Annotated in this window: 25 protein-coding genes; 11 read left to right on the forward strand and 14 right to left on the reverse strand. The window is 71.0% G+C overall.

All coding sequences use genetic code 11. The features are described 5' to 3' along the window. The first annotated feature begins 195 nt into the window (after positions 1–195). The 3 genes from F1193_RS01405 to yddG all read left to right on the forward strand — a co-directional run bounded on the left by F1193_RS01405 (position 196) and on the right by yddG (position 3,420). Complete coding sequence (locus tag F1193_RS01405; RefSeq protein WP_150095884.1) at positions 196–1,374, forward strand: acetyl-CoA C-acetyltransferase; 1,179 nt, start codon at positions 196–198, stop codon at positions 1,372–1,374. 259 nt (positions 1,375–1,633) lie between these two features. Further along, positions 1,634–2,359 (forward strand): acetoacetyl-CoA reductase, encoded by a 726-nt coding sequence (phbB, locus tag F1193_RS01410; RefSeq protein ID WP_150095885.1) that lies wholly within the window; start codon positions 1,634–1,636, stop codon positions 2,357–2,359. A 179-nt stretch (positions 2,360–2,538) separates the two neighbouring features. After that, on the forward strand, positions 2,539–3,420 hold the full coding sequence (gene yddG, locus F1193_RS01415) for an aromatic amino acid exporter YddG (RefSeq protein ID WP_150095886.1): 882 nt from the start codon (positions 2,539–2,541) through the stop codon (positions 3,418–3,420). Here yddG and F1193_RS01420 read toward each other — a convergent pair whose 3' ends face one another. Then, positions 3,421–3,888 (reverse strand): cupin domain-containing protein, encoded by a 468-nt coding sequence (locus F1193_RS01420; protein ID WP_210247275.1) that lies wholly within the window; start codon positions 3,886–3,888, stop codon positions 3,421–3,423. Next, entirely contained in the window at positions 3,888–4,655 is a 768-nt protein-coding gene (gene gloB / locus F1193_RS01425; protein ID WP_150096006.1) for a hydroxyacylglutathione hydrolase, read from the reverse strand. The genes F1193_RS01420 and gloB overlap by 1 nt, the downstream gene beginning before the upstream one ends. Positions 4,656–4,745: 90 nt before the next feature. Between gloB and F1193_RS01430 the strand changes: the two genes are divergently transcribed. Then, positions 4,746–5,510, forward strand: a complete 765-nt coding sequence (locus F1193_RS01430) for a class I SAM-dependent methyltransferase (RefSeq protein WP_150095887.1) — start codon at positions 4,746–4,748, stop codon at positions 5,508–5,510. Between the two features lie 18 nt (positions 5,511–5,528). On the opposite strand, the gene F1193_RS01435 is transcribed toward F1193_RS01430, so the two are convergent. Further along, positions 5,529–6,653: a DUF2336 domain-containing protein gene (locus tag F1193_RS01435; RefSeq protein ID WP_150095888.1), complete on the reverse strand. Its 1,125-nt coding sequence runs from the start codon at positions 6,651–6,653 to the stop codon at positions 5,529–5,531. 316 nt (positions 6,654–6,969) lie between these two features. Here F1193_RS01435 and F1193_RS01440 point away from each other — a divergent pair, with 316 nt between their 5' ends. Continuing rightward, complete coding sequence (locus F1193_RS01440; RefSeq protein WP_210247276.1) at positions 6,970–7,533, forward strand: MamS/MamX family magnetosome protein; 564 nt, start codon at positions 6,970–6,972, stop codon at positions 7,531–7,533. A 209-nt stretch (positions 7,534–7,742) separates the two neighbouring features. On the opposite strand, the gene F1193_RS01445 is transcribed toward F1193_RS01440, so the two are convergent. From F1193_RS01445 to F1193_RS01455, 3 genes are all read right to left on the reverse strand, one after another. Then, positions 7,743–8,714, reverse strand: a complete 972-nt coding sequence (locus F1193_RS01445) for a prephenate/arogenate dehydrogenase family protein (protein WP_150095889.1) — start codon at positions 8,712–8,714, stop codon at positions 7,743–7,745. Next, on the reverse strand, positions 8,707–9,807 hold the full coding sequence (gene hisC, locus F1193_RS01450) for a histidinol-phosphate transaminase (RefSeq protein WP_150095890.1): 1,101 nt from the start codon (positions 9,805–9,807) through the stop codon (positions 8,707–8,709). Before hisC ends, F1193_RS01445 begins: the two co-directional genes overlap by 8 nt. Positions 9,808–9,888: 81 nt before the next feature. After that, positions 9,889–10,758 (reverse strand): chorismate mutase, encoded by an 870-nt coding sequence (locus F1193_RS01455; protein ID WP_150095891.1) that lies wholly within the window; start codon positions 10,756–10,758, stop codon positions 9,889–9,891. Between the two features lie 144 nt (positions 10,759–10,902). On the opposite strand from F1193_RS01455, the gene metX reads away from it, so the two are divergent. Then, on the forward strand, positions 10,903–12,090 hold the full coding sequence (gene metX, locus F1193_RS01460) for a homoserine O-acetyltransferase MetX (RefSeq protein WP_150095892.1): 1,188 nt from the start codon (positions 10,903–10,905) through the stop codon (positions 12,088–12,090). Continuing rightward, the gene (gene metW, locus F1193_RS01465; protein ID WP_150095893.1) at positions 12,087–12,749 is read left to right on the forward strand and encodes a methionine biosynthesis protein MetW; all 663 of its coding nucleotides are present in this window, start codon (positions 12,087–12,089) and stop codon (positions 12,747–12,749) included. The genes metX and metW overlap by 4 nt, the downstream gene beginning before the upstream one ends. Positions 12,750–12,843: 94 nt before the next feature. On the opposite strand, the gene F1193_RS01470 is transcribed toward metW, so the two are convergent. Together F1193_RS01470 and F1193_RS01475 are read right to left on the reverse strand one after the other, a co-directional pair. Further along, positions 12,844–14,562 (reverse strand): mechanosensitive ion channel family protein, encoded by a 1,719-nt coding sequence (locus F1193_RS01470; protein WP_150095894.1) that lies wholly within the window; start codon positions 14,560–14,562, stop codon positions 12,844–12,846. A gap of 329 nt (positions 14,563–14,891) precedes the next feature. Beyond that, positions 14,892–15,923 (reverse strand): DUF2125 domain-containing protein, encoded by a 1,032-nt coding sequence (locus tag F1193_RS01475; protein WP_150095895.1) that lies wholly within the window; start codon positions 15,921–15,923, stop codon positions 14,892–14,894. A gap of 185 nt (positions 15,924–16,108) precedes the next feature. Between F1193_RS01475 and F1193_RS01480 the strand changes: the two genes are divergently transcribed. Next, positions 16,109–16,669 carry a gamma-glutamylcyclotransferase gene (locus tag F1193_RS01480; RefSeq protein WP_281287224.1) on the forward strand — a complete coding sequence of 187 codons (561 nt, stop codon included), beginning with the start codon at positions 16,109–16,111 and terminating at the stop codon, positions 16,667–16,669. A gap of 58 nt (positions 16,670–16,727) precedes the next feature. Here the strand turns inward: F1193_RS01480 and F1193_RS01485 are convergent, their stop codons facing one another. The 4 genes from F1193_RS01485 to ftsE all read right to left on the reverse strand — a co-directional run bounded on the left by F1193_RS01485 (position 16,728) and on the right by ftsE (position 19,949). Continuing rightward, the gene (locus tag F1193_RS01485; RefSeq protein WP_246164057.1) at positions 16,728–17,483 is read right to left on the reverse strand and encodes a lysophospholipid acyltransferase family protein; all 756 of its coding nucleotides are present in this window, start codon (positions 17,481–17,483) and stop codon (positions 16,728–16,730) included. 54 nt (positions 17,484–17,537) lie between these two features. After that, positions 17,538–18,218 carry a YdcF family protein gene (locus F1193_RS01490; protein ID WP_246164058.1) on the reverse strand — a complete coding sequence of 227 codons (681 nt, stop codon included), beginning with the start codon at positions 18,216–18,218 and terminating at the stop codon, positions 17,538–17,540. 118 nt (positions 18,219–18,336) lie between these two features. Further along, the gene (locus F1193_RS01495) at positions 18,337–19,287 is read right to left on the reverse strand and encodes a cell division protein FtsX (RefSeq protein ID WP_150095897.1); all 951 of its coding nucleotides are present in this window, start codon (positions 19,285–19,287) and stop codon (positions 18,337–18,339) included. 2 nt (positions 19,288–19,289) lie between these two features. Beyond that, the gene (gene ftsE, locus F1193_RS01500) at positions 19,290–19,949 is read right to left on the reverse strand and encodes a cell division ATP-binding protein FtsE (protein WP_150095898.1); all 660 of its coding nucleotides are present in this window, start codon (positions 19,947–19,949) and stop codon (positions 19,290–19,292) included. A 213-nt stretch (positions 19,950–20,162) separates the two neighbouring features. Between ftsE and F1193_RS01505 the strand changes: the two genes are divergently transcribed. From F1193_RS01505 to F1193_RS01515, 3 genes are read left to right on the forward strand one after another with little or no spacing between them, the layout of a single operon-like run. Beyond that, positions 20,163–21,299 (forward strand): zinc-ribbon domain-containing protein, encoded by a 1,137-nt coding sequence (locus F1193_RS01505; protein ID WP_150095899.1) that lies wholly within the window; start codon positions 20,163–20,165, stop codon positions 21,297–21,299. A 6-nt stretch (positions 21,300–21,305) separates the two neighbouring features. After that, complete coding sequence (gene hpt, locus F1193_RS01510) at positions 21,306–21,905, forward strand: hypoxanthine phosphoribosyltransferase (RefSeq protein WP_150095900.1); 600 nt, start codon at positions 21,306–21,308, stop codon at positions 21,903–21,905. A 7-nt stretch (positions 21,906–21,912) separates the two neighbouring features. Next, entirely contained in the window at positions 21,913–22,284 is a 372-nt protein-coding gene (locus tag F1193_RS01515; protein WP_150095901.1) for a response regulator, read from the forward strand. An 83-nt stretch (positions 22,285–22,367) separates the two neighbouring features. On the opposite strand, the gene F1193_RS01520 is transcribed toward F1193_RS01515, so the two are convergent. Both F1193_RS01520 and lysA read right to left on the reverse strand, forming a co-directional pair. Beyond that, complete coding sequence (locus F1193_RS01520; RefSeq protein ID WP_246164059.1) at positions 22,368–24,923, reverse strand: TIGR02302 family protein; 2,556 nt, start codon at positions 24,921–24,923, stop codon at positions 22,368–22,370. Positions 24,924–25,088: 165 nt separating this feature from the next. After that, on the reverse strand, positions 25,089–26,354 hold the full coding sequence (gene lysA, locus F1193_RS01525) for a diaminopimelate decarboxylase (RefSeq protein WP_150095903.1): 1,266 nt from the start codon (positions 26,352–26,354) through the stop codon (positions 25,089–25,091). Positions 26,355–26,364 lie beyond the last annotated feature (10 nt).

Consider the following 26,364-nt stretch of genomic DNA (forward strand, 5'->3'; position numbering starts at 1 on the left):
GGCTGCGCCGGCGGTTCCAGGCGGCGGTTCCAGGCGGTCGCCGAGCACCCTGCGCCCACCCGTCCGAACGCATGAATTGACAGCGCAACGCACGGTAATGAAGGATGACCGGGCTGGGCGGCGCGAGCTGCGGCGGCACGCCGGAAGATTAGCCGGCCAATGTCAATCGGGCGGATAACGTAACGGGAGCGGGACATGAAAGACGACGTCGTGATCGTCAGTGCGGCACGCACGCCGGTCGGCAGTTTCAACGGCGCGCTGTCGAGCCAGCCAGCCCATGTGCTCGGCAAGATCGCCATCACCGAGGCCCTCAAGCGCGCCAAGGTCGAGGGCGGCGAGGTCACCGAGGTGATCCTCGGCCAGATCCTCGCCGCCGGGCAAGGCCAGAACCCGGCGCGCCAAGCCGCCATCGCCGCCGGCCTGCCGGCCGAGGTGCCGGCCTGGGGCATCAACCAGCTCTGCGGCTCGGGCCTGCGCTCGGTGGCGCTGGGGGCGGTGGCGATCGCCAATGGCGACGCCGACATCGTGGTGGCCGGCGGCCAGGAATCGATGAGCCAGGCTCCCCACGTCGCCTTCCTGCGCAACGGCGCCAAGATGGGCACGGTCGAGTTTCTCGACTCCATGCTGCGCGATGGCCTGTGGGACGCCTTCCAAGGCTACCACATGGGCAACACCGCCGAGAACGTCGCCAAGAAGTGGCAGATCACCCGGCAGGAGCAGGACGCGTTCGCGGTGGCCTCGCAGAACAAGGCCGAGGCGGCCCAGAAGTCCGGCCGCTTCAAGGACGAGATCGTGCCGGTGGTGATCGCCTCCAAGAAGGGCGACATCGTCGTCGACACCGACGAGTTCCCGCGCCACGGCACCACGCTGGAGGCGGTGCAGAAGCTGCGCCCCGCCTTCGAGAAGGACGGCACGGTGACCGCCGGCAACGCCTCGGGCATCAATGACGGCGCGGCCGCCGTGGTGCTGATGCGTGCCAGCGAAGCCGCCAAGCGCGGCCTCACGCCCCTCGCCCGCGTCGTCTCCTGGGCGCAGGCTGGTGTGGACCCCGCTTTGATGGGTACGGGGCCGATCCCGGCCTCGCGCGCGGCGCTCAAGAAGGCCGGCTGGACGGCGGCCGACCTCGACCTGATCGAGGCCAACGAGGCGTTCGCGGCGCAGGCGTGCGCGGTGAACAAGGATCTCGGCTGGGATACGTCGAAGGTCAACGTCAATGGCGGTGCCATCGCGCTCGGCCATCCGATCGGCGCCTCGGGAGCCCGCATCCTGGTGTCGCTGCTGCACGAGATGGGCAAGCGCGACGCCAAGAAGGGCCTCGCCACGCTGTGCATCGGCGGCGGCATGGGCATCGCCATGTGCGTCGAGCGGGCGTGAGGCGGTTTCCGGATGATCCCGTCGGGATCCCGGAAACGATCTCGCCGGGAGTCCCTTGTCTGACGCGGGACTTTCGGTGGCTGGCCGACGGTTCTCCGGCGCGCCATGCCGGACTTCGTCTAGCACTTCGTCGACTGCGACGGGACGCCACAGCGTCCCGTCGCGCGCTCTCGGCACAAAATGGCCAAGTTCGAGTTTTGATCCGAGACGCCGGACAAGAACCTGCGCAAAACGGCCAATTTCAAAAAGGGAAACGACAATGGGGCATGTGGTTCTGGTCACCGGAGGAACGCGCGGTATCGGCGCTGCGGTGAGCCGCTCGCTGCAGGCTGCCGGGCACACGGTTGCCGCCAATTACGCGAGCAATGACGAAGCGGCGGCCAAGTTCAAGGACGAGACCGGCATCCCGGTCTTCAAGTGGGACATCTCCTCCTATGAGGCCTGCGCCGCCGGCATCAAGCAGGTCGAGGCCGAGCTCGGTCCGATCGAAATCCTGGTCAACAATGCCGGCATCACCCGCGACGCCATGTTCCACCGCATGACGGTCGAGCAGTGGCTGGCGGTGATCAACACCAACCTGAACTCGCTGTTCAACATGTGCCGGCCGGTCATCGAGGGCATGCGCGAGCGCAATTTCGGCCGCATCATCGTCATCTCCTCGATGAACGGCCAGAAGGGTCAGATCGGCCAGGCCAACTATTCGGCGGCCAAGGCCGGCGAGATCGGCTTCGTCAAGACGCTGGCGCTGGAGAATGCCAAGAAGGGTATCACCGTGAATGCCATCTGCCCCGGCTATATCGGCACGGAGATGGTACAGGCCGTCCCGAAAGACGTGCTGGAGAAGTCGATCCTGCCCTTGATCCCGGTCGGCCGGCTGGGCGACCCCGACGAGATCGCCCGCGCCGTGATGTTCCTGGTCGACGACAAGGAAGGCTTCATCACCGGCGCCTCGATCTCGATCAATGGCGGCCAGTACATGCCGTGATCGGCGTTGCGCGGCCGCAGGCCCTTGGGAGCTATGGGAGCTCCCCTGCGGGCTGCCCTTCGGGGTGTTTGGCCTTCGGGGTCTTGCGGCCGCGCACCCGTCACGAACAGCCTTGACGCAGAGGCACCGTCCGGCGACACCGGGGCATCGGTCTGGCCCGCTCCTTTGGCCCGTTTTCCATGCCCGCACAGTCCGCCTCCGCCCGCTCGGCCACCTTGGTCGGCCTTTGCGCCATCCTTCTGTGGTCGACGCTGGCGACCCTGACCGCCGCATCCGGCGGCGTGCCGCCGTTCCAGCTCGCGGCGATGACCTTCCTGCTCGGGGCGGCGGTCGGTGCGTCGCGCTGGCTGGCTCGGCCGCAGGGCGCCCGCGCGCTCATCCAGCCGCTTCCCGTCTGGCTGCTCGGGGTCGGCGGACTGTTCGGCTACCACGCGCTGTATTTCATCGCGCTGCGGCTTGCGCCGCCGGCCGAGGCCGGCCTCATCAACTATCTCTGGCCGCTCCTGATCGTGCTGTTCTCGGCGGCGCTGCCGGGCGAGCGGCTTCGCGCCCATCACGTCATCGGCGCCGTGCTCGGCTTCGCCGGCACGGTGCTGGTGGTCACCGGCGGGCGCGGCCTCGCCATCGACGACGCCTATCTGCCGGGCTATGCGGCGGCGTTCGTGTGCGCCTTCGTGTGGGCCACCTATTCGGTGCTGTCGCGCCGCCTGCCGGGCGTGCCGACCGATGCGGTGGCCGGCTTCTGCCTTGTCACCGCGCTGCTGTCGGCGCTGTTCCATCTGGCGCTGGAGGACACGGTGTGGCCCGCCACGCCGGTCGAGTGGGCGGCGGTCGTGGCCTTGGGCCTCGGGCCGGTGGGGCTCGCCTTCTATGTCTGGGACCACGGCGTCAAGCGCGGCGACATCCGCGTGCTGGGGGCGGCCTCCTACGCCGCGCCGGTGATCTCGACCAGCCTGCTGGTCATCGCCGGCTACGCCTCCGCCAGCTGGCTGCTGCTGGTGGCAGCCCTGCTGATCACCGCCGGCGCGGTGGTGGCGGCGCTGGATTTCTTCCGGAGATGATCAGGTCTTGGGCGCCCAGCCCTTGGGGGCCAGCTCGAAGCCGGGAAACACGAAGGCCGGCGCTACGGTGCAGCCGACCAGGGTCCAAGCTTGCGTCGATTCGCCGCCGAGGCTCTCGGCCGCCTGCCACACACCGGCCGGCACCACCGCCTGCGGCCTCTCGCCGGCTGCGAGATCGGGGCCGAGCACGCTGGTTCTGACCGGCCCGGCGTCGCTCTCCGCGGTCATCAGCGTCAGCGGCGCGCCGGCATAGAAGTGCCAGACCTCGGCGGCATCGACCCGGTGCCAGTGCGAGCGCTCGCCCGCGGCGAGCAGGAAATAGATCGCCGTCGAGGCGCCGCGCCCGCCCGGCATGTCGCCGGCGTCGCGGAAGGTCTCGCGATAGTGCCCGCCCTCGGGGTGGCGCTTGAGGTCGAGCAGGCGGATGACGTCTCGGGCCGACAGGCCGCGCAAAGCATGGTCGCTCATCAGAACCGGTCCTTTCGCCGCCGCAGCTCGGCGAACACCTCGACCGCCGGGGCGCCCGGCAGGCCGATGGCGGCGCCAAGCTGCGGCCGGTCGGCGCGCAGGAAGGGGTTGGTGGCCTTCTCAACGCCGATGGTGGTGGGGATGGTCGGCTTGCCGGCGGCGGCCAGCCGCTCCGCTTCGGCGGCGCGGGCCTGCAGCGCCGGATTGTCCGGCTCCACGGTCAGCGCAAACGCGGCATTGGCCAGCGTGTAGTCGTGGCCGCAATAGACCAGCGTGTCGTCGGGCAGCGCCCGCAGCTTCTGGAGCGAGGCCCACATCTCGGCCGGGGTGCCCTCGAACAGCCGGCCGCAGCCGAGCGAGAACAGCGTGTCGCCGACGAACACCGCACCAAGGCCGCCGAACCAGAAGGCGATGTGGCCGCTGGTGTGGCCCGGCGTCGCCATCACCAGGGCTTCGAGCGCGCCGACCGCGACGCGCTCGCCGTCGGCGACCGGCAGGGTGACGCCGCCGATGCGGCCGGCGTCGGCACGGGCCGCCACGACCCGGCAGCCGGTCTCGGCGGCGAGCGCTTCGAGGCCGGCCACATGGTCGGCGTGGTGGTGGGTGACGAGGATGTCGGTGAGCTGCCAGCCGGCGGCGGCGAGCTCGGCGCGGATCGGCCCGGCATCGGGCGCATCGACCGCGGCGGTGGCGCCGGTCGCCGGATCATGAATCAGCACGCCGTAATTGTCGGTTCGGCAACGAAAAAGGCGGATGGTGGCGGGCAAGGATGTGGCGGTCATGCGGTTTCCGGCCTATCTGCGGAAAGGCTACCATCAACCCGCCGCCGCCTGAAGCGGACAGGATCCGTCCCACCCATGGCGCTCGATGTCGTCGATCTGCGCAGCTTCTACGCCCAGCCGCTCGGCATGGTGGCGCGCCGCTTCGTGTCGCGGGCGATCCGGGCACGCTGGGGCAACGTCAGCGGCGACCGCATGGTCGGGCTCGGCTATCCCACGCCCTATCTCGGCGTGTTCCGCGACGAGGCCGAGCGCACGCTGGCCTTCATGCCGGCGCACCAGGGTGTGATGTACTGGCCGACGCGCGGGCCCTCGCTGGCGGCGCTGGTCGAGGCCGGCGAGCTGCCGCTGCCCGACGCCTCGATCGACCGGGTGCTGTGCGTGCATCTGATCGAGATGTCGGCCGACCCGGCCGAGGTGCTGCGCGAGGTGTGGCGGGCGCTCAGTGCCGGCGGGCGGCTCCTGGCGGTGGTGCCCAACCGCGCTGGGCTGTGGGCGCGCATCGATTCCACGCCGTTCGGCCAGGGCCGGCCCTATTCGAAATCGCAGATCATCCATCTGCTGCGGGAGACCTGGTTCACGCCGGTGGGCTGGTCGGAGGCGCTCTATCTGCCGCCGGTGCCGCGCGGCCTCCTGCTGCGCTCGGCGGTGGCGTGGGAGCGGGTCGGTGCCTCGCTCGGGCTGCCGTTCGCCGGGGTGCATATCGTCGAGGCGACCAAGCAGGTCTACCGGCCGGCGCCGGTGCGGCGGGCCCGGCTGATGCCGGCGCTGGAACCGGCGCTGGGGCCGGCCGCCGCCGGGGCGCGGGTCGCCACCGGCGAGATGCGGCGCGATCCCGGCTGATCGGGGCGGAGAACCGCATCAGGCGTCGAGGCGGCTCGCCGGCGTGTGGTGCGGCAGGCCGTTGTGCGGGGGCGTGGCCTGCGCCGGGCGGTTGACGATGGCGCGCAGCCGGTAGAAGCGCGTGACGCGCTGGGCGGTCTCGCGGCTCAGGTGCAGGTAGTTGACGCGACTGTCCTCGAGCGTGCGCGGCGCGATCGGCCGGCCGCCGCTGCGCATCACCAGCAGCGCCTGTACGGTGGGCCAGGACAGGGCCGCGGCCTTGCCGATGATCAGGGCCGGATCGCCGGCCTCGCTCGTCAGGGCCTGGCCGACGACGTCGCTGGTGAGGCCGCTCAGGGCGGCGAGCCCGGCCACCGCTTCCTCGAACCGGCCGGCGCTGGCAAAGCCGCGCACGGTCTCCTCGTCCAGGCTGCCTTCGCGCGCCAGCGCCGAAACAAGCCGTTCGGCGGCGGAATAGTTGCGCTGCGGCGCCACCCGTCCGGCAATGGTGGCGGTGGCGGTGGCGGTGGCGCGCCCGCGCGCCGGATCGCGTTCGGCGAGTTTCCGGCGCACCGGTTCGGAGGCCTGCCGGACCAGCCGGTTCAGGCTGGCGGGGGGCAGGTCGGCCCGCAGGCCCACCGTCTCGGCCAGAAGGTCGTCGTCCCCGGCACGGCTCACCAGCACGTGGAAGCCGGCGTCGGAGAAGCGGGCGCCGTCATTGCCGGCCACCGTGCGCACCACGGCCCGGTCGCCGCGCGTCACCAGCACGTCGGTGACGCGGGTGCCGAGCCGCCGGCGCCGGGAGATGGCCAGGAGATGGCCCTGGCTCAGCTTCGTGGCGTAGTCGCTGAGCGTGCGGTCGTCGAGGCGCTCGGAATGTTGCAGGATCGGCGCGGCGACGACGATCGACGCATCGCGGGCGAGATTGCCCACCAGCACCAGCGGTGCGTTGGCGACCGGCGCCAGCGACCGGGCGAGCTCGGCGCGGGCGCGGCTCTCGATGCCCTCGGCCAGCCGCAGCAGGACTTCGTCGAACACCGCGACCTGCGCCTCGCCGACGCCTTCGGCGCGCGCCAGGAACAGTTCGGTCACCCGGTTGAGCATGCCCAGGCGGCGCTCGCCCGGCCCCGAGGCCAGCGCGGCTTCCAGATCCGAAATCAGCAATCGTACCGGTTCGTGCATCCGGCCCCCAATCCATATCCCCGGCCTTGGCGGGAAATCCGGCTGCGCGCGATCCGGCTGCGCGCGATCCTGCCGATCGAGCCCGGTCTCCCAAAGAGATCAACGGAAACCATATCAAGCGGTTGGAGCGAAGCCTGACACGCAATTGTTAATTTGTGCTGCAACGACTCTCCGGCGAAGCCTCGGGCGTCGCCGCACCCGGTTCGGGATGGGCCGGCGCCGGTGGTTTTGCAGCTGCAATCGGACGGCGTATGATTCGCCAGACGGTAGCCAATCTCAGGTGGTGGAGGGCAGGCCCATGACGAATTTGTCGACGAATGTGCCGACCAAGTTGCCGACGGCTGTCCGGACCCGTTTCCGGGCTGGCGTCTTTGTCGCGTGCGCGGGGCTGGCGCTGTCCGGCCAGCCGGCCTCGGCCCAGAAGGGCATGGGCGAGGCGACCGGCGTGGCGCGGCAGGCCGACAAGCCGACGGTCCAGTCCTTCGCCGGGACGGTGGAGAATATCGAGATCGCCCCGTGCAAGCGCACCACCGGCCGGTTCGTCGAGGGCGTGCACGTGAAGGTCCAGATGCCGGACCGGATCGTCGATGTGCATCTCGGCCCCTCGGCGGCGCTTGAGGACCTGCTCGATCAGATCACCACCACCAATCCGGTCAGCTTCGAGGGGTTCCGCACCGATCAGATGCCCGAGAACACCTATGTGGCCAAGACCTTCACGCTGGGCGGTACGACCTACGAGCTGCGGGACGACGCCTTGCGGCCGAACTGGGCGATCGGTGGGCGCGGCGGCCGGCGCGGCGGCGCACCCAGCCTTGATGTCGGCCCCGGCTGGCAGGGCAGCAAGGGCGCCTGCTACTGGTGATGACGCATCCGGCCCGATCGGCCGGAAGGGGTCTCATGCCAGCGGACTTCGGCTATGACCCGCCGTCGTCATGGCTGAGCTTGTCCCGGCCATCCACGTCTTTGTTTTAAAAGACATTCAAGTCGTGGATGCCTGCGCAGGCCGATTCATGCAGCCTGCGCGGGCTTGGCTGTGCGGGCATGCCGAGTCGAGTTTCACGGCCCCTGGTATCACTCCCCGCTGCCATAGGGGCGGGGGATGGGCACCGGCTCGCCCTCCCGCACGGCATGCCGGCCGAAGTCGGGGGCGGCGGTCTCCTGGCCGCTCTCGATGATCGAGCGGCGGATGGCGCGGGTGCGGGTGAAGAGGTCGAACAGTTTGTCGCCCTCGCCCCAGCGGATCGCCCGCTGCAGATAGGCCAGATCCTCGGTGAAGCGGCCGAGCATCTCCAGCACCGCCTCGCGATTGGCCAGGAACACGTCGCGCCACATCGTCGGGTCGGAGGCGGCGATGCGGGTGAAGTCGCGGAAGCCGCCGGCCGAGAACTTGATCACCTCGCTCTCGGTCACCGTCTCCAGGTCGTCGGCGGTGCCGACGATGTTGTAGGCGATCAGATGCGGCAGGTGGCTGGTGATCGCCAGCACCAGATCGTGATGCTCGGGCGTCATGATCTCGACCTTGGAGCCGAGACGTTCCCAGAACGCCTTCACCTTGGCCACCGCATCCTCGCCGGTGTGCTTCGGCGGGGTGAGGATGCACCAGCGGTTCTCGAACAGCGTCGCGAAGCCGGCGTCGGGGCCGGACTGCTCGGTGCCGGCCACCGGGTGGGCGGGCACGAAATGGACGTACGCCGGCAGATGCGGCGCCATCGCCTGCACCACCGCGCCCTTGACCGAGCCGACGTCGGAGACCACGGCGGCGGTCTTCAGCGCCGGGGCGATCTCGGCCGCCACCTTGCCCTGCACGCCCACCGGCACGCAGACGATGACGAGGTCCGCCCCGATCACGGCCTCGGCCGCGGTGGTGGTGACGACGTCGGCGAAGCCGAGCCCGCGCACCCGCGCCCGCACCGTTTCGGATGCGTCGGTGACGACGATGGCCTTCGCCGCCCGGGTGGCGCGGATCGCCCGCGCCAGCGACGAGCCGATGAGGCCCGCGCCGATCAGCGCCACGCGCTCGAAGACCGGTGCGGTCTCAGGCACCGACGAACTCCGCCAAGGCCTGCACCACCAGCCGGTTGGCCTCCTCGTCGCCGACCGTCAGGCGCAGCGCGCCGGGCAGGCCGTAGGCGCCGACCCCGCGCAGCACCAGGCCGCGGGCGGTGAGGAAGGCGTCGGCGTCCTTGGCGGCCTTGCCGGGGGTGGCCGGGAAGTGGATGAGCAGGAAGTTGCCGACGCTCGGCGTCACCTCGAGGCCGAGCTTTGAGATCTCCTGGGTCAGCCAGGGCAGCCAGCGGTCATTGTGGGCCAGCGCGGCGTTGAGGTGGTCGGCGTCGGCGAGCGCGGCGATGCCCGCCGCGATCGAGGGCGCGCCGACATTGAACGGCCCGCGGATGCGGTTCAGCGCGTCGACCACGTGGGCGGGGCCGTACATCCAGCCCAGGCGCAGGCCGGCGAGGCCGTAGATCTTGGAGAAGGTGCGGCACATCACGACGTTGTCGCAGGTTGCCACCAGCTCGATGCCGGCCTCGTAGTCGTTGCGGCGGACATATTCGGCGTAGGCCGCGTCGAGCACCAGCAGCACGTTGCCGGGCAGGCTGTTCTGCAGCCGTTTGATCTCGTCGAACGGCAGGTAGGTGCCGGTCGGGTTGTTGGGGTTGGCGAGGAAGACGATCCTAGTCTTTGCCGTCACCTTGGCCAGAATGGCGTCGACCTCGGCGGTGTAGTTGGTCTCCGGCGCCACCACCGGCACGCCGCCGCAGGCGGTGATGGCGATCTTGTAGACCAGGAAGCCGTAGGCGCAGTAGATCGCCTCGTCGCCGGGGCCGATATAGGCGCGCGCCAGCAAGTTGAGGATCTCGTCGGAGCCGGCGCCGCAGACGATGCGGGCGGGGTCGAGACCGAAGGTGGCGCCGATCGCCTCGCGCAGCGCGGTGGAGGCGCCGTCCGGGTAGAATTCGAGCTTGTCGGCCAGCGCCGCGTAGGCGGTGACGGCGTTCTTGCTTGCACCGAGCGGGGTCTCGTTGGACGACAGCTTGAACACCTTGGCGGCGCCCGGCGCGCCGCTCTTGCCCGGCACGTAGGGATCGATGGCAAGCACGCCGGGGAGCGGCAGCGGGCGGACGGGCGCGTTCATGGCCGAGAACTCCGAAATGTCAGGCAACAGGCGGTCTGGGGTCGTCTCTGGGATCGTTGTGGCAGGGTGCCGCCGGCCGGCTCAGCGGCCCGCCGGCACCGGCGCGGCCCCTTCGGAGGCCACCGTATAGCGGCTGGCGTGGCCGCCGACGAGCGCCGTATTGCGGACCGAGGCGCCCGCCTGCCGCATGGCGGCCAGCACCTCCTCCAGCGTCCGCCCCGGCGGCAGCGACACCAGCAGCGCCGCGCCGTCGAGTGCCGCGTCCGGCGCCGCCACGGTGTCGACGAGCGGCGACAGCGCCGCCGCGACTTGCGGCCCCCAGCCGGCGACCCGCACGCTCACGGTGCGGACCTCGTTCGCCACCGCGTCCGGCGCCGGGCGCGCCACCACGAAGGTGGGCAGGCCCGCCGGGTGGTCGGCACGCTCGACGAAGGGCAGGCGGGCGATGATCTTGGGGGCGTCGTCGGCCTCCAGCGCCCGCCACCAGGCGCCGTTGCCGCCGAGGCCCGCCGCCGGCACCAGCGCGAGGTCGCCCTTGGAGGCTGCAACCGCCGCCACCGCGCCGGCCGCCCCCATATGGGGCACGAACGGCACGGTGAAGCCGAAATGGAAGCGCACCACGTCGCGCATCACCGCCTCGCCGGCGGAGAAGTCGGCGTGCACGGTGTAGGGCGCCTGCACCCAGGTGAAGGTGGCGATGATCACCCGCCAGATGCTCTCCACCGTGTCGAGCGGCAGCCGTCCGTGGTGGCGTGCGACGAGGCGCCGCATCATGTCGGCCTCGCGGGCCGGGCGGAAGGCCGAGCCGCTCTCGCCGGTCTTCTTCACGGCGACCAGGCGGTCGATGATCTCGCCGCGCGCCATCAGCAGCCGGTGCATCTCGGCATCGAGGCGGTCGATCTCGGCCCGGAGCTGGGCCAGCGCGGGGGAGGGCGGCGGGGGCTTGGTCATGACGATGTGATAGGCCGGCGCGCGCCGGATGCAAAGCGGCTCCGCCTGCGGCGGAGGCCGCTTGTCCGTCCGTTTCGTTCGTTGTACCGAACGAAACGGCGCTTGACGAGAACGGAACGGTTCCACAAAGCTGTCAGGATCAGCATGACCAAGCACGAGAAGGCAAAGGCGTTCGACCTGACGCGGCGCGAGGCCGACGAGCCGACCTCGCCTGTGGTGCGGTTCGGCCCCGAGGCGCCGCTCAAGCTCGTCTCCGGCGCGGTGCTCGCGCCCTGGCAGTGCGCCTACCAGACCTACGGCACGCTGAATGCCGCGCGCTCCAACGCCATCCTGATCTGCCACGCGCTGACCGGCGACCAGCACGTCGCCAACCCCCACCCGGTCACCGGCAAGCTGGGCTGGTGGCAGACCATGGTCGGCCCGGGCCGCCCGCTCGACACCGACCGCTTCTTCATCATCTGCGCCAATGTGCTGGGCGGCTGCATGGGCACCACCGGCCCGTCATCGACCAACCCGGCCACCGGCAAGCCGTGGGGGCTCGATCTGCCGGTGGTCACCATCCACGACATGGTCGATGCCCAGGCGCGGCTGATCGACCATCTCGGCATCGACACGCTGTTCGCGGTGGCCGGCGGCTCGATGGGCGGCATGCAGGTGCTGCAGTGGGCGTCGAGCTACCCGGAGCGGGTGTTCGCGGCGCTGCCGATCGCCGCGGCCGCCCGCCACTCGGCCCAGAACATCGCCTTCGGCGAGGTCGGCCGGCAGGCGGTGATGGCCGATCCGGAATGGCGCGGCGGCCACTATCTGGAGGCCGGCACCCGTCCCGAGAAGGGCCTCGCGGTCGCCCGCATGGGTGCCCACATCACCTATCTGTCGGAAGCGGCGCTGCACACCAAGTTCGGCCGCCGATTCCAGAACCGCACTGCGCCCGGCTTCCATTTCGACGCCGACTTCCAGGTGGAGAGCTATCTGCGCCACCAGGGCCTGAGCTTCGTCGAGCGGTTCGACGCCAACTCCTATCTCTATGTGACGCGGGCGATGGACTATTTCGACCTCGCCGCCGACCATGGCGGGGTGCTGGCGCGCGCCTTCCAGGGTTCGAAGACGCGGTTCTGCGTCATCTCGTTCACCTCCGACTGGCTGTTTCCGACCGCGGAATCGCGCCAGATCGTCAAGGCGCTGAATGCGGCGGCGGCCTCGGTGTCGTTCGTCGAGATCGAGACCGACAAGGGCCACGACGCCTTCCTGCTCGACGTGCCCGCGCTCACCGCCACGGTGCGCGGCTTCCTGGACGCCGCCGCCAAGGCTCGCGGCCTGCCGGTGGCGTCATGAGCGTGGCCGACAACATCATCGCGGCGCCGGCCAAGCCGTCCAGCGGCACCCATGGCGCGCGCGTCGACCTTATCACCGTCGCCGGCATGATCGCACCCGGCGCGCGGGTGCTCGACGTCGGCTGTGGCGACGGCGAGTTGCTGCGCCTCCTGGCCGAGACCCGCGGCGCCGATGCCCGCGGCATCGAGATCTCGCGCGAGGGGGTGTCGGCCTCGATGGCCAAGGGGCTGGCGGTGATCCAGGGCGACGCCGACACCGACCTTGCCGACTATCCCGACGACGCCTTCGACTATGTGGTGCTGTCGCAGACGCTGCAGGCAATGCGCCGGCCGCGCTGGGTGATCGAGCAGATGCTGCGCATCGGCCGGCGCGGCATCGTGTCGTTCCCCAATTTCGGCCACTGGCGCATCCGCGCCCATCTGCTGGTGCGCGGCCAGATGCCGGTGACCGAGAGCCTGCCGGACAGCTGGTACGACACGCCCAACATCCATTTCTGCACCATCCGCGACTTCGTCGAGTTGGTGCACGAACTCGACGCCGAGATGGAGCGCGCGGTGGCGCTCGACCGCTACGGCCGGCCGGTGCGGGTTGACGTGCCGTGGTGGTTCTGGAACCTGTTCGGCGAGCAGGGGGTGTTCCTGCTCAGGCGGCGGGGGTGAAGCGAAATCCGCCGGCACCCTTGCCACCCTCCAGACATCCTCACCAAGCATCCTCACCAAGCATCCTCACCAAGCATCCTCGCCCAGCCCGTCCTCACCGCACGGCCGCGCCCGGCGGCGGGTATTCGAGCGTGTTGCGCAGTTCGCGGATGCGGTCGGGGTGGAAGCGGGGAATCTGCAGTTCGCCGGCCTCCCGCCACTGCTTGACGGTCTCGCGCGCCGCCGTGGCCTTCTCGTCGTCGCTGCCGCAATCGCGCGCGACATAGACGGTCTGCGACGGGAAGGCGAAGCCGGTGCCGGCTTTCGCGACGATGTCCATGCAGCGCAGCAGCAGATCCTCCTGCACTTCGAGATAGTCGTCGAAATTGACGGCGTAGACGTAGGCGAAGATCTCGACGTCGAGCGAGAACGACCCCAGCCGCACGAACCGCACGCGCGCCGGGTCGGGATCGACCCGCGGATGCGCCAGGAGCATGGCGCGCAGCTCCTGCAACAGGAAGCGCATCCGGTCCGGATCGGTCTCGTAGCGGAGGTTGAGGGTGGGATGGAACCAGAAGCGGTCGCGGCGTGAGAAGTTCTCGATGTGCAGCGCCGAGAACTCGCCGTTCGGCACAGTGAGCACGGTGCGGTCGAGCGTGCGGATGCGCGTGGAGCGCATGCCAATGTCTTCGATCGTGCCGAGCGCCGTACCGAAGCGGCAGAAATCTCCGACCCGCACCGGCTGGTCCAAAATGAGTGTCAGGCTGCCGATCAGATTCTCGAAGAACTTCTGGGCGCCCAGCGCGATGGCGAGACCGCCGATACCGAGGGCGGCCAGAGCGGTGGTGAAATCGATACCGAAGACATGCAGCAGCGCTGCCACCAGGGCCAGGGCGACGAGGCCCTGAAAGATGCGCCGCAGGAAGCTGACGATGGCGTAGGTGGAGAGCTGGCCGCGCCGTGACATGCGGCCGAGCGCCACTTCCCCCGCCGCACCCGACAGGCGCCACAGCAGCCAGGCGAGGCCGAACCAGCTCACGAGCTGCGCCCCGAATTCCGCGTAATAGCGGATGACGACCGTCACCTCGATCCAGCGCAGGGCGACGACGAACAGCACCGCCGTCAGCAGCAGGCGGGCCGGCGCGGCGGCGGCCTCCATGAACCGGGCCACCGGCGTCTCGCCGTGGGCGCGCTTGATCAGCCGCACGATGAGGCGCACCAGCACGATCACCAGCCACGCCGCCACATAGGCCAGGCCGGCGATGACCAGCAGCATCCCCCAGTGCACAACCGGGGCGCCGCCCACCACCGGGCCGGCGGGGATGTAGTTTGTGAGCGAGGCGAATGACAGGCTGTCGGCATTTGTCCGTGCCAAAGCGGGGATCGCGGAGAGCGTCTTGGCCGACACGACCCAGACCATGACGCCATCGTCATCGACCCGCTCGGCGAGGATTTCGACCGCGCCATCCTCGGTCTGGATCGTGCCGATGCGCTCCAGCGTCTCGCCCAGCCCATCGTCCACGCGGCCGGTTGGGTCGGTGCTGAGTTCGGCCGGGGTGGTCAGCCGCCCATTGCGGTCGAGAACCTGCTGGAACGTCTTGGCCAGCGCTACGCGCGACGCGGCGGTGCCGGCGGTGCCCGCGATCTTCTTGGTGGTGAAGAAGCGGGTGGCGCGGTCATAGTCGCCGGCGGCAAACGCACTGATCAGGCCGGTCACCAGCCCCTGCGGCGTCTCGCGGCCGAGCGGATCCTTGGGGGCGGCCGGTGCCGGGGCGGGCTGGGCGCCTGGGCTCGGCGATGTCTGCGCCACCGCGGCCGATACGCTCAGAATCAAGAAAATCGCGAACAGGAAACGGCTGAACGCTGGGAGTCTCGTGCGCCTCCGCTGAACAGGGGCGGATGCGGCAGGCAACGACATGCAGAACGGGTTCCGGGGGGCGCGTTTCATCAGGTCGCGAGTGGATGTCGCCATCTTGATCCTTTGCGGCTGTTCGGCTCAACGATCGGAACGGACCGGTCTTGGTCGGCCAATCGGCGCCACCGGTCAAGTCTTCGGCGCGGAAGATGATCCGAAGGGCCGAGTCCGCAGGGCGAGCGAACGCCGCCTTGCCGACCATCCGCGCTCTGCAGTAAAGCGCCGGCCCGATCAGCCGGATCTCCGCGTCAGAACACCGGCGGCAGGGCGCCGACCGGCATCGGCCCGATGCGGATCAGCCCCTCACGCAGATTGACCGGCAGCACCATCGCCGGGCGGCCGCCGATGTCGCCCTTCTGGCTCAGCGCCGCCAGCGTCGGCATCATTGTCATCATCTCGCGCGGCATCAGGCGGCGCTCGATCAGGTCGCCGAGCACCTGGTCGAGCCCGTGCACCAGAACCTTGAGCGCGCCATTGACCCGGCCGCGGGGGTCCAGCGCCAGCGTGCCCGAGGTCTCGCTCGCCGCGCCGGGGCTGAGAACGCGCAGGCGCGCAATCTCGGCGCGTCCGCCCGCCTCCGCCCAGCTCCGCAACCGCTCGGCCCGGCTGGCGCCCTGCACCTGGTCGAGTTCGGACACCGTCAGCTCGGCGTCGAGGTCGATGGCGCCGTGGACGCCGGGCAGCTGCAGCGGTCCTTCGAGGCGCGACACCGCGGTGGTGATCTCGACCGGGTGGCCACCGGCGCCGTCCGCCGCCTTGCGGCGCATCACCAGCTCGGCGTGCGGGCTGCGATAGGGCTCGGCGGCGGAGGGAAGGCGAATGGCGATGTCCCGGGCCGAGGCGGTCAGCCCGTGGCGGCCGCTCCAGTCATAGAGGGCCTCGGCGGTGGCGGCGGAAAACGCGACCTCGGCGATCTCGCGCCCGCCCGGTCCGGGCTCGGCGACCCGCAGCGGACCGGCGACGTCGATCCGCACGCGGCGCGGCTGCCAGATTGCGGCGCGCGCCGTCAGCCGGGTTGCGGTGACCTCCAGCAGCTGGCCGCGGCTCTGGGCGAACAGCGGTCGGGCGCAGGTCACCTCGATTCGGAAGGGGAAGCCGGCGAGGGTGCGCTCGGCGCAGGCGACCTGCCGGCCGGCGCGGGCCTCGCGGGCCAGCGCGCGGTCGATCTCGGCCTCGACGCGGTCGCGCGCCGTGACCCACAGTGCCGACCAGCCGGCCACGGCCAGCACCAGCAGCACGACGAGGGCGGCGAGAAGCTTGAAACGGCGGGAGGACGACATCGGCAATCGCGGATCTGGGGCTGAAGCGGGCTGGGCTGAAGCGGGCTGGGCGCCTCGTCTGCGGCATTTCTTTTGCGCAAATCCGGTTCCCACAGCCACGGAAAATGCTCTAGTCGAGAAACATGGCGAAAGGACCGGTTTACGACGCCGCTGTCAACGCACGTGCAGCGGACCCCAGCAATGCCGTGCCGGCGCCCGGGATCGATGTCTCGGGCCATTGGGTGTTCGGCTATGGCTCGCTGATGTGGCGGCCGGACTTCGCTTTCGCCGAGCGCCATCCGGCGCGGCTGATGGGCGCCCACCGCGCGCTCTGCCTCTATTCGCACGTCCATCGCGGCACGCCGGAGCGGCCGGGCCTAGTGCTCGGGCTCGATCTCGGCGGCCAATGCCGCGGCGTTGCCTACCGCGTCGAGGCGGACCTTTGGCCGGCGACGCTGGCCTATCTGCGCGAGCGCGAGCAGACCACCAAGGCCTATCGCGAGGTGCACCGGCGGGTGCGTCTGGCCAGCCACCCGGCGCGCGAGGTGCTGGCGCTGGTCTATGTCATCGACCGCGCCCACCCGCAGTATGCCGGCAATCTGACGCGCGAGGAGCAGCTTTACCTCGTCCGCCAGGGCCACGGCCGCTCCGGCCCCAATCGCGACTATGTGCTGGCGACGGTGGCGGAGCTGGAGCGGCTCGGCATCCGCGACGACGGGCTGTCCTGGCTGGCCGAGCGGCTGTGGAGCAGCTCGGACAAGCCGTGAGCCGAGGGGTGCTCGCCGGTCCGCTCCCGTCCGGACGAGGGCGCGAGATGCCGGACGATCAGACGGACGCCGTATCCGCCGCCGGCTGCGGGCCGATGGCGTTCGCCCGCCCCTCCGCCACCAGGGCGGCGCTGGCGCGCTCGATCCCCTCCTGCAGCCGCGCCATGAATTCCGCCCGCGGCAGGCCGGGTGGGATCGGCGGCAGGAACTCGACGATGATGGTGCCGGGATAGCGGCGGAAGGTGCGCCGCGGCCACACCAGGCCGGAATTCAGCGCCACCGGCAGGCACGGCACGCCGAGCTGGCCGTAGAGCAGGCCGACGCCGGGCTTGTAGTCGGGGGCGGCGTCGACCGGCCGTCGGGTGCCCTCGGGAAAGATGATGATCTGCCGGCCCAGCGCGATGGCGCCGCGGGCGTCCTCGGCAAGCCGGCGCAGCGCTGCGCCGCCGCCGGCGCGGTCGACCGGGATCATGCCGGCGCGCCGGCAGTACCAGCCATAGAAGGGCAGCCGCATCAGCTCGCGCTTCATCACGAACACCGGGTCGGTCAGGAACAGCAGCAGGCCGAAGGTCTCCCAGGCCGACTGGTGCTTGGAGGCGACCAGCAGCGGGCCGGGCGGAATGTTCTCCAGGCCGCGGCATTCGATGCGCACGCCCATGACGGTGTGCAGCAGGAAATCGACGGTGCGCGCCCAGCTCTGGGTGGCCCGGATCACCGCCTGTCGCGACATCGCCAGCGATGGCATGTAGAGCACGGAATGGACCAGGACGCTGAGATAGAACAGGAAGTTGAAGGCGAGCGAGCGCAGCAGCACGGGCGGTTTCCTTTGCCGGTTCTGGCCGGTTCCGTTGTCGGGTCCTTGGCGCCTTCAGTGCGACTGGGCGGTCGCCAGCGCGCTGGCGTGGGTCGGCGGGTCGAGCCGAAGGCGGACGTGGGCCATGAGATACTTGACGTATTCCAGCGCCACCAGCCGGGCGGTGCGCGGGCTGGCCCACCACGGCTCGGCGCGGAGCTGGTCGGAGACCACCGGGAAGGGGATCAGCGCGACATCCGGCATGGCGCCGCCGAGCTCCACCAGCACGCGCGGCATGTGGTAGGCGGAGGTGACCACGATCAGCGACCGGAAGCCGTGCCGGCGCGCCCACACCCCGGTCTCGATGGCGTTGCCATTGGTGTTGAGCGCCCGGCGGTCGATGTCGACGCAGCAGGCGAACAGCGTCGCGTTCTGCGGGGCGAGCCGGGCCAGCTCCTCGGCCCGCGTCGAGCGGTTGACGCCGGTGATCAACAGCCGCTGGCCGAGGCCGCGCCCCAGCAGCACCAGCCCGTCCTCAATGCGCGAGGCGCCGCCGGTGGGCACGACGATGGCGTCCGCCTTCTCGCTCAGCGGCCGCTCCTCCATGTCGAGCCCGGCGGCGAACCAGAAGAACCCGCCGATGCCGGCGCACAGGCCGGCCAGCGTCGCCAGTCCCACCAGCTCCAGCGCCAGCCGGAGCCGATGAAACCGGCGCCGCGGCGGTGCGGCCGGATCTCGGTTCTGCCCTATGGTCATGCCCCTCTCCGGGGCGAATCATAAGCGCGCGGCATCGGCCTGTGAATCGGGTTGCGTATCGACATTCCCCGCCCGGCGACCGGCATACGGTCTCCGGGCCTTCAGGCCGGAGACCGTATCACTCGAATGAGCGCAGCGTCGCGCGCACCGTGGCGCGGGTGGTCAGCGCGGTGACGGCCGCCACCACCAGCACCAAAGCGGCGATCAGGACATAGCTCTGGCGCGGCAGCGACATGCTGCCGAGCAGCGCCGCCGCGCCGCCCGCCCCGTCGGCGAGGCCGCTGCCGGCGACGAGGCTGACGGTCAGGAACAGCACGGTGGCGAGCAGGCCGCCGATCGCCGCGCCCTTCAGCCCCAGAAGCAGGAAGTGGCGCTGGAACTGGCTGGCGATGAACGAATCGCGGGCGCCGACCAGATGCAGCACCTCGACGATGTTGCGGTTGATCGACACCGCGCCGCGGGTGGCGAAGGCCACGCACAGCGCGGTGGCGGCCAGCACCAGCGCGGTGACGCCGATGCCGCCGGCGACCACGGTGTCGGCCATCGTCACCAGATAGGCCGACCAGGTGCGGTGGTCGTCGAGGCTGGCGTTCGGCACCTTCTCGGCCAGTTGCCGGCGCAGCGCCGCCGAATCGAGACCCGGTCCGCCGACATGCAGGCCGATCAGCCGCGGCACCGGCAGGCCGGTGAGGTCGAGCCCCGAGCCCAGCCACGGCTCCAATAGCCGCTCGGATTCCGCCTGGGCGTAGATGCGCACGCCATCGACGCCGCGCGTGGCGCGGGCGATCTCGCTGGCGCGGCGCACGTCGTCGTTCACGTTGCGCCCGTCCACCGGGCGGATCTGGATGGTCATCTCCCGCGCCACCTCGGCGCGCCAGTCGGCGGCGGCGACATGCACCAGCCCCACCGTGCCGATGGCCAGGGCGGCGAGAAAGGTCATGATCGCCACCACCGCCACCAGCGCGTTGCCGGAGATGCTGCCCGACGGGATGATCGGGCCGGGCGGCCGGATGGCATTGCCCTGGTCGATGGCATCGGGATCGGCAGTCATCAGCTTCATCGTGGCCATGCTCAATCGTAGACGTGCAGGCGTCCGCCGGCGAGCACGAAGCGGGTGGCGTCGAACTGGTCCATCAGGGCCAGGTCGTGGGTGGCGATGACCACCGAGGTGCCGGATTTGTGCAGCTCGGCGAACAGTTTGAGCAGGCGGCGGGCAAGGGTGGGGTCGACATTGCCGGTCGGCTCGTCGGCCAGCAGCAGCTCCGGCCGGGCGATCAGCGCGCGGGCGATGGCGGCGCGCTGCTTCTCGCCGCCCGACAAGGTCTGCGGCAGCGCCGAGGCGCGCTCGCCGAGCCCGACCCAGCGCAGAAGCTCGCTCACCTCGACGCGGTAGCTCGCCTCCTCCCGCCCCATCACCCGCAGGGGTAGCGCGACGTTCTCGAACGTGGTGAGGTGGTCGAGCAGCCGGAAATCCTGGAACACGATGCCGATGCGCCGGCGGATCCCCGCCACCTCGTCGGGCGCCAGCCCCGTCACCTCGCGCCCGAACACCGACACCAGCCCGCGCGTCGGCTTCAGCGACAGGAACAGCAGCCGCAACAGCGAGGTCTTGCCCGCCCCCGACGGGCCGGTGAGGAACTGGAACGAATGCGGCTCGATCGAAAAGGTGAGGTCGCGCAGCACTTCCGGCCCCATGCCGTAGCGCAGACCGACATTCTCGAAGCGGATCACGCGCACCCCCCGGACCGGCTCAACGGATTCTTGAATGCTGCCATGACATGATCTCCGCATGATCTCCGCCACGCAATTGCGGCGGCAGGCGGGCCGCCGTCCGAACGCGCGCGCCTGCACCCTTTTGCCATCCGTGGCCGGAAATTCGAAACGAGGTTTCCAATCCGTTAACGGTCGCCGGTGCAAAGTTGCGGCGCAACCCCTGGGTCGGCCATGCTGCTTGTCTGTCCTTCTTGCACGTCTGCCTTTCGCATCCCGCCGGCCGCGATCTCGGCCGCGGGGCGGACGGTGCGCTGCTCGCACTGCCAGCACATCTGGACGGCGATGCCGGCCGACCTGGTGCCCGAGCCCGACCTCGAGACCGCCGAGGCGGCGGGGCGGTCGGCTGGCAGCGGATTTGCGGCCGGCGGCGCTGCCCGAGGCGGGCCGGCCGCCGCAGCCGCCTCCCCTGACGCCGGCTCGGACGACGCGTCTGCCGCTGAATCCTGGGGGGCTGACTCCTGGGATGCCGTCGCCCCGGGTACGGAGGGCTGGACCACCGATCCCGACGCCGACCCGCGGTTCCAGATCGGCGTCGACGACGACATCATCGCCGTCGACCGGCCATTCGGCGGCGAGGAGGCGCTGATCAAGGAGGCCGACGCCCCGCCGCTGGCGCCGCAGGATGCGCTGCCGGCCGACGACGCCTTCGGCGATCGAGCCGAGCCGGAGACCGACGAGGCGGGCGCCTTCGACGATTCCGCCGCCGACGATCCGTCCGATGCCCGCGCGCAGGCGGTCGCCTCCCGCGAGGCCTCCTCCCTCGACGGCCTGCGGCTCAATGGGCGACCCTCGGACGGCGACCCCGGCGATGGCGAGGCGGCCGCGCGCGCGCGCCGACCGGCCGCGCGGCCGAAGCCGGGCCTGCTGTCGCATCTGCTGGGTGCCGCGGCGACGGCGCTCTTGGTCGCGGTCGCCGCGCTGTTCATCTGGCGCAGCGACCTGGTGCGGCTGGTCCCGAGCCTTGCCGGCTTCTACCAGCTCTTCGGACTCGAGGTGAACCTGCGCGGGCTGCAGCTTCACGAGGTGCGCGCGGTGCGCGCGGACGTGGAGGGCGTCCCGGTGCTGTCGATCGAGGGCTTCGTGTTCAATCCCGGCCCCAAGGCGGCCGAGGTGCCCAAGCTGCGCATGGCGATTGTCGGCTCGGGCGGGCGCGAACTCTACGTCTGGACGGCGGAGCCGCCGCAGCCCATGCTGAAGGCCGGCGAGAGCTTCGTCCTGCGCAGCCGTCTCGCCGCCCCGCCGCAGGATGGCCAGGAGGTCGTGGTGCGCTTCCTGCGCAAGCGGGATATGGCCAACTCCAAGCCCTGAGAGCTCATGTCGCCTTCGGACCATCCCCCCTCCGACCCCAGCGAGCCGCCCCCGGCGGCGCCCCCGCCGCTACCCGCCGTGCGCGTCCTCTACGACGTGGAGACCATCGCCGCGCGCAACCGCGCGCTGGCCACTGAGATCGCCGCCATCGAGCCCCAGCGGCTCCTGGTGGTGTGCGTGCTCAAGGGCAGCTTCGTGTTCGCCGCCGACCTGATCCGGGCGCTGCACGCCGCGGGCGTGGCGCCCGAGGTCGAGTTCATGATCCTGTCGAGCTATCGCACCTCGACCGTCTCCACGGGACGCGTACAGATCCTGCGCGATGTCGAGAGCGAGGTGCGCGGGCGCGACGTGCTGCTGATCGACGACATCCTGGAGTCCGGCCGCACGCTGGCCTTCGCCAAGGATCTGCTCGCCGCGCGCGGGGCGGCCCGGGTGCTCACCTGCGTGCTGCTGGAGAAGCCGGGCAAGCGGGCCGTCAAGATCGACGCCGACTTCCTCGGCTTCCGCTGCCCGGACCTGTTCGTGGTCGGCTACGGCATGGATATCGCCCACGCCTTCCGCCAGCTGCCGTTCGTCGGCGTGGTCGAGCACAGCGAGACGGAGTAGCGATGCGATGGCGCGCATCCTGATTGCCGAAGACGATTCCGAGGTCCGCGCTCTGGTGGTGCGGGCGCTCGCCGCCCAGGGGCACGAGATCACCGCCGCCGAGGACGGGGGCGCCGCGCTCGACATCCTGAGCCGCGAGGAAGGCTGCTTCGACCTGCTGCTGTCGGACATCCAGATGCCGGTGATGGACGGCATCGCCCTCGCTTTGGCGGCGGCGCGCGACTATCCGGGCCTGCCGATCCTGCTGATGACCGGCTATGCCGACCAGCGCGAGCGCGCCCACGGCCTCGATGCCATCGTGCGCGAGGTGCTCTCCAAGCCCTTTACTCTGCCCGAACTGCGGGCGGCGGTCGCCGCGGTGCTGACGCCGGCGGAGTAGCAGCGGCTCCGTTCTCGTCGTTGCGGCTCGCGCAGCTTCGCTGCTTGCCTGGGATGGCGCGCGAAACCTGCCGGCATTCTGTCTCAGAACTCCCGAAGCAGGCGCTCCAGATAGTCGAGTTCGAGGCGCGGGCGCTCGGCCTCGCCGAGCCGGCGGCGCAGCTCCTCCAGCACCCGGCGGGCGCGCTGGGCGTCGATGGCGTCGGGGATGCGGTCCTGGCTGGTGGTGTCGAGGTCGCGGTTGCCGGCGCGCGGCCGGCCCAGCGGATCGGTGTCGTTCCCACTGGCCGGGCCGCTGCGGCTGCCCATGCGGCCCTGGCCTTCGCCCTGGCGGTTCTGCGCCAGGCTCTGGGCGCCGCGGCGCAGGTTTTCGAGCGCCTTGCCCTGGGAATCGACGGCGCCGTCGGCATTGCCGCCGTCGAGCCGGCGCTCGGCGTCGCGCATCGCCTCGCGGGCGCGGCCGAAGGCCTGGCCCTCCGGCCCTTCGGCGCTCTCGCCCTCGCCGGCCTCGCCATTGCCCTGCTCGCGGCGCGAGCGCTGGAGCTGGTCGAGCAGGTTTTCCAGCTTCTGGCGCAGCGCCTCCTGGCTGTTCTGCAGATCGTCCAGCCGGTCGCTGCGCTCCGGGTCGGCCTCGCCGTGGCGCTGGCGTTCGCGCTGCTCGCGGCCCTCGCGCCAGGTGCGGTCGCGCAACTGCTGCTGGTTGCGGATCATGTCGCCCAGTTCGTCGAGCGCGTCGCGCGTGCCGTCCGGCCCTTCGGCCATGTCGCCGGAGCGGCGGCGGTCGATGCTGTCGAGCATCGCCTGCAGCTCCTCCAGCATGCGGCGGGCGGCGTCGCGGGAGCCGGAGCGGGCGAGGTTCTCCAGCCGGTCGATCATGGCCTGCAGATCCTGCGGACGCAGGATGCGGGCGTTGCGGTCGAGCGGCCGCCTCTGAGCGTCCTGGCTTTGGTTGCGCTGCATGTCCTCGGCCAGCTCGCGCAGGAAGCGGTCGAGCGTCTGGCGCAGGGCGTCGGTGAGCTGCTTCAGCTCCGCGTCGGTGGCGCCGCGCTCCAGCGCCTGACGCAGGGCGTCCTCGGCGGCGCGCAGCTCGCGCTCGACGTCGGCGAGGTCGCCGTCCTCGACCTGCACCGCGATTGCCCACAAATAATCGACGACGCCGCGCAGATCGTCGTCGTCGCGGGCATTGGCGAGCCGCCAGAAGGCGCTGCGCAGGCCGAGATAGAGGCGGGGGTCGGGCGTGAAGCGCTCGGGCGCGATCGCCAGGGCGTCGAGCGCGCGCTCCACCTGCGGGCGGCGGGTGGCGTCGAGCGCCAGATTGCGGCGCTGCTCGACCAGCGCCCGCGCCACCGGATTCGAGAAGCTGCGCTGCGGCAGCACCAGTTCGGCCGGCTCGCTCTGGCCCTCATTGCCGGCGTCGTCGCGGGCGTGCAGCGTCAGCGTCACCTTGGCGCCGGCGAAGGGGTGGTCGGTGAGGTCCTTCACCGTCTCGCCGATGCCGGCGCGGGTGCGGGCCTGCGGCAGCGCGAGCGGCAGAGCGGGCAGCGCGTAGAGCGGGCGGCCGGCCTGCGGCTCCTCGCTCCGCCGTATGCGGGCTTCCGCCGAGACCACGCCGTAATCGTCCTCCAGCCGGTAGGCGAGCGACAGCGCCCCGCGCCCCACGGCATTGGGCGGGCGCGTCAGGCTCACGGCCGGCGGAAGGTCCGGCACGGCGGCGAACGACCACATCAGGTCGGCATCGCCGACATCGTGCAGCGACAGCTGGCCGGCGCCGGTGATGACGAGGCGCCGTTCGATGGTGCCGGCGGGCGGGGCAGGCGCGTCGTCCTGGTCCGGCAGGTCGGCCAGGCCGCCCTGCGCGCGCAGCGCCAGGGTGCCGAGGCCGGTCGCGCGCACCGTCGCCACGCTGCCGGCCGGCACCTCGATCGGGCCCGTGCCGCGGGCCTCGCTCACGGGCTCGCCCGAGCGCACGCCCGACAGCAGCAAGGGCGGGCGGCCGGTATAGGCGGGAGGCGTCACCCAGGCGTCGATGCGGTAGGGCGGTGCCGAGGCCGCGCCGGTCCAGTCGAACGCCGTCAGGATGCGCCGGCCGCGATCGCCCTCGGCCATGAACCAGGTGGCGACGAGCAGCAGCAGCACCAGCGCGCGCAGCGCCCACGGGTCGCGCTCCACCATGCGCGGGCTCGGCAGGCCGGCATCGAGCGTGCCGCTCTGCGCCAGCATGCGTTCGCGGTGGGCCTCCCACAGCGCCCGCGACATCGGGTCGTCGCGCCGGGTGGCGAGCGGGTCGTCGAGCGCGCTCACCGGCCGGTGCGGCTGGCCGGAGACCGCATCGAGCCGCCGCAGGGCGGCGCCGCGGCCGGGCCGGCGCAGCCGCAGCAGCGGCGCTCCGGCATAGGCGGCGAGCGCGATGAAGCCGAACAGCACGACCGGCCGGCCGAGCGGCGGCAGCACCGACCACAGATCGGCCCAGGAGGCCGCCAGGAACAGGCCGATCGCCGAGCCGAGGCGCACCAGCGGCGGCCAGACCTGCTCCCACAGCAGCACGTGGCGGGCGCGCTCCACCGCCGGCGCCAGCGGCGCGGCCGACGGGGGCTCCGGCGGGCGGATGTCGGGCGGTGCGATCCGTGAGGTGTCGGTCACGCAAACTCCGGGCAAATCCCGAGCAAGCATAACACGGGCCGAATCGGCCGAAAGTGAGCCGGTGGACACGAGCGCGTCAGCATCCGGGCGCAGGATAGGGTTTTGGTCCGGAAACGGCCCCGGGTCGCGAGCCTTCGGCCCTTGCCCGGGACGACGAGGTGGCGCTCACAGCCAGGGCGGCAGGCGGTCGAGCGTGATCAGCACCTCGACCCCGACGCGCGGGCGCACCAGCGCCCATTCGTCGCCCTTCACCAGCACCTCCGGCACCAGCGGGCGGGTGTTGTAGGTCGAGGCCTGCACCGCGCCATAGGCGCCGGCGGTGAGGATGGCGATGAGGTCGCCGGCCTTCATCTCCGGCAGATCGCGGTCCTGGGCCTGGAAGTCACCGGTCTCGCACACCGGGCCGACCACGTCGGCCACCATGCGCGGACCGCCCGGCGCGGGCTCCTTCAGCGGGCGGATGTCGTGGAACGCCTCGTAGAGGGTGGGGCGGATCAGGTCGTTCATGCCGGCGTCGGTGATGACGAAGGTCTTGGCCTCGCCTTCCTTGACGTAGAGCACCCTGGCCACCAGCACCCCGGCATTGCCGACGATCAGCCGGCCGGGCTCGATGATCACCTTGCAGCCCAGCGGGGCGATGTGCCGGCGCACGATCTCGCCATAGCGCAGCGGCTCGGGCGGCGGCTCGTTGTCGGTGCGGTAGGGGATGCCGAGCCCGCCGCCGAGATCGACGTGGTGGATGGCGTGGCCGTCGGCGCGCAGCTCGCCCACCAGTTCGGCGAGGATGGCGAAGGCGTCCTCGAACGGCGCCAGATCGACGATCTGGCTGCCGATATGCATGTCGACGCCGGCAATGCGGATGCCGGGCATCTTCGCCGCCTCGGCATAGACGGCGCGGGCCTTCGCGCGCGGGATGCCGAACTTATTCTCGGCCTTGCCGGTGGCGATCTTCTTGTGGGTCTTGGCGTCGACATCGGGATTGATGCGCAGCGACACGGCGGCGACCTTGCCCTTCGCCTGCGCCACCTTCGACAGCGCGGCCAGCTCGGGCTCGGATTCAACGTTGAGGCACAGGATGCCGGCGTCCAGCGCGCCGGCGAGCTCGGCCTCGGTCTTGCCGACGCCGGAGAACACGATCTTGTCGGCCGGCATGCCGGCGGTGAGCGCACGCTGAAGCTCCCCGCCCGAGACCACGTCGGCGCCGGCGCCGAGCCCGGCCAGCGTCGCCAGCACCGCCTGGTTGGAATTGGCCTTCAGCGCGTAGCAGATCAGATGGTCGAGCCCGGCCAGTGCCTCGTCGAACACCTGGTAGTGGCGGGCGAGCGTCGCGGTCGAATAGCAATAGACCGGCGTGCCGACGCGCGTGGCGATCTCGGCCAGTGCGACGTCCTCGGCGAAGAGGGCGCCGCCGCGATAGGCGAAATGGTTCATGGCGTGCCGG

Origin of the sequence: Blastochloris sulfoviridis, from assembly GCF_008630065.1 — a bacterium.
GTDB lineage: Bacteria > Pseudomonadota > Alphaproteobacteria > Rhizobiales > Xanthobacteraceae > Blastochloris > Blastochloris sulfoviridis.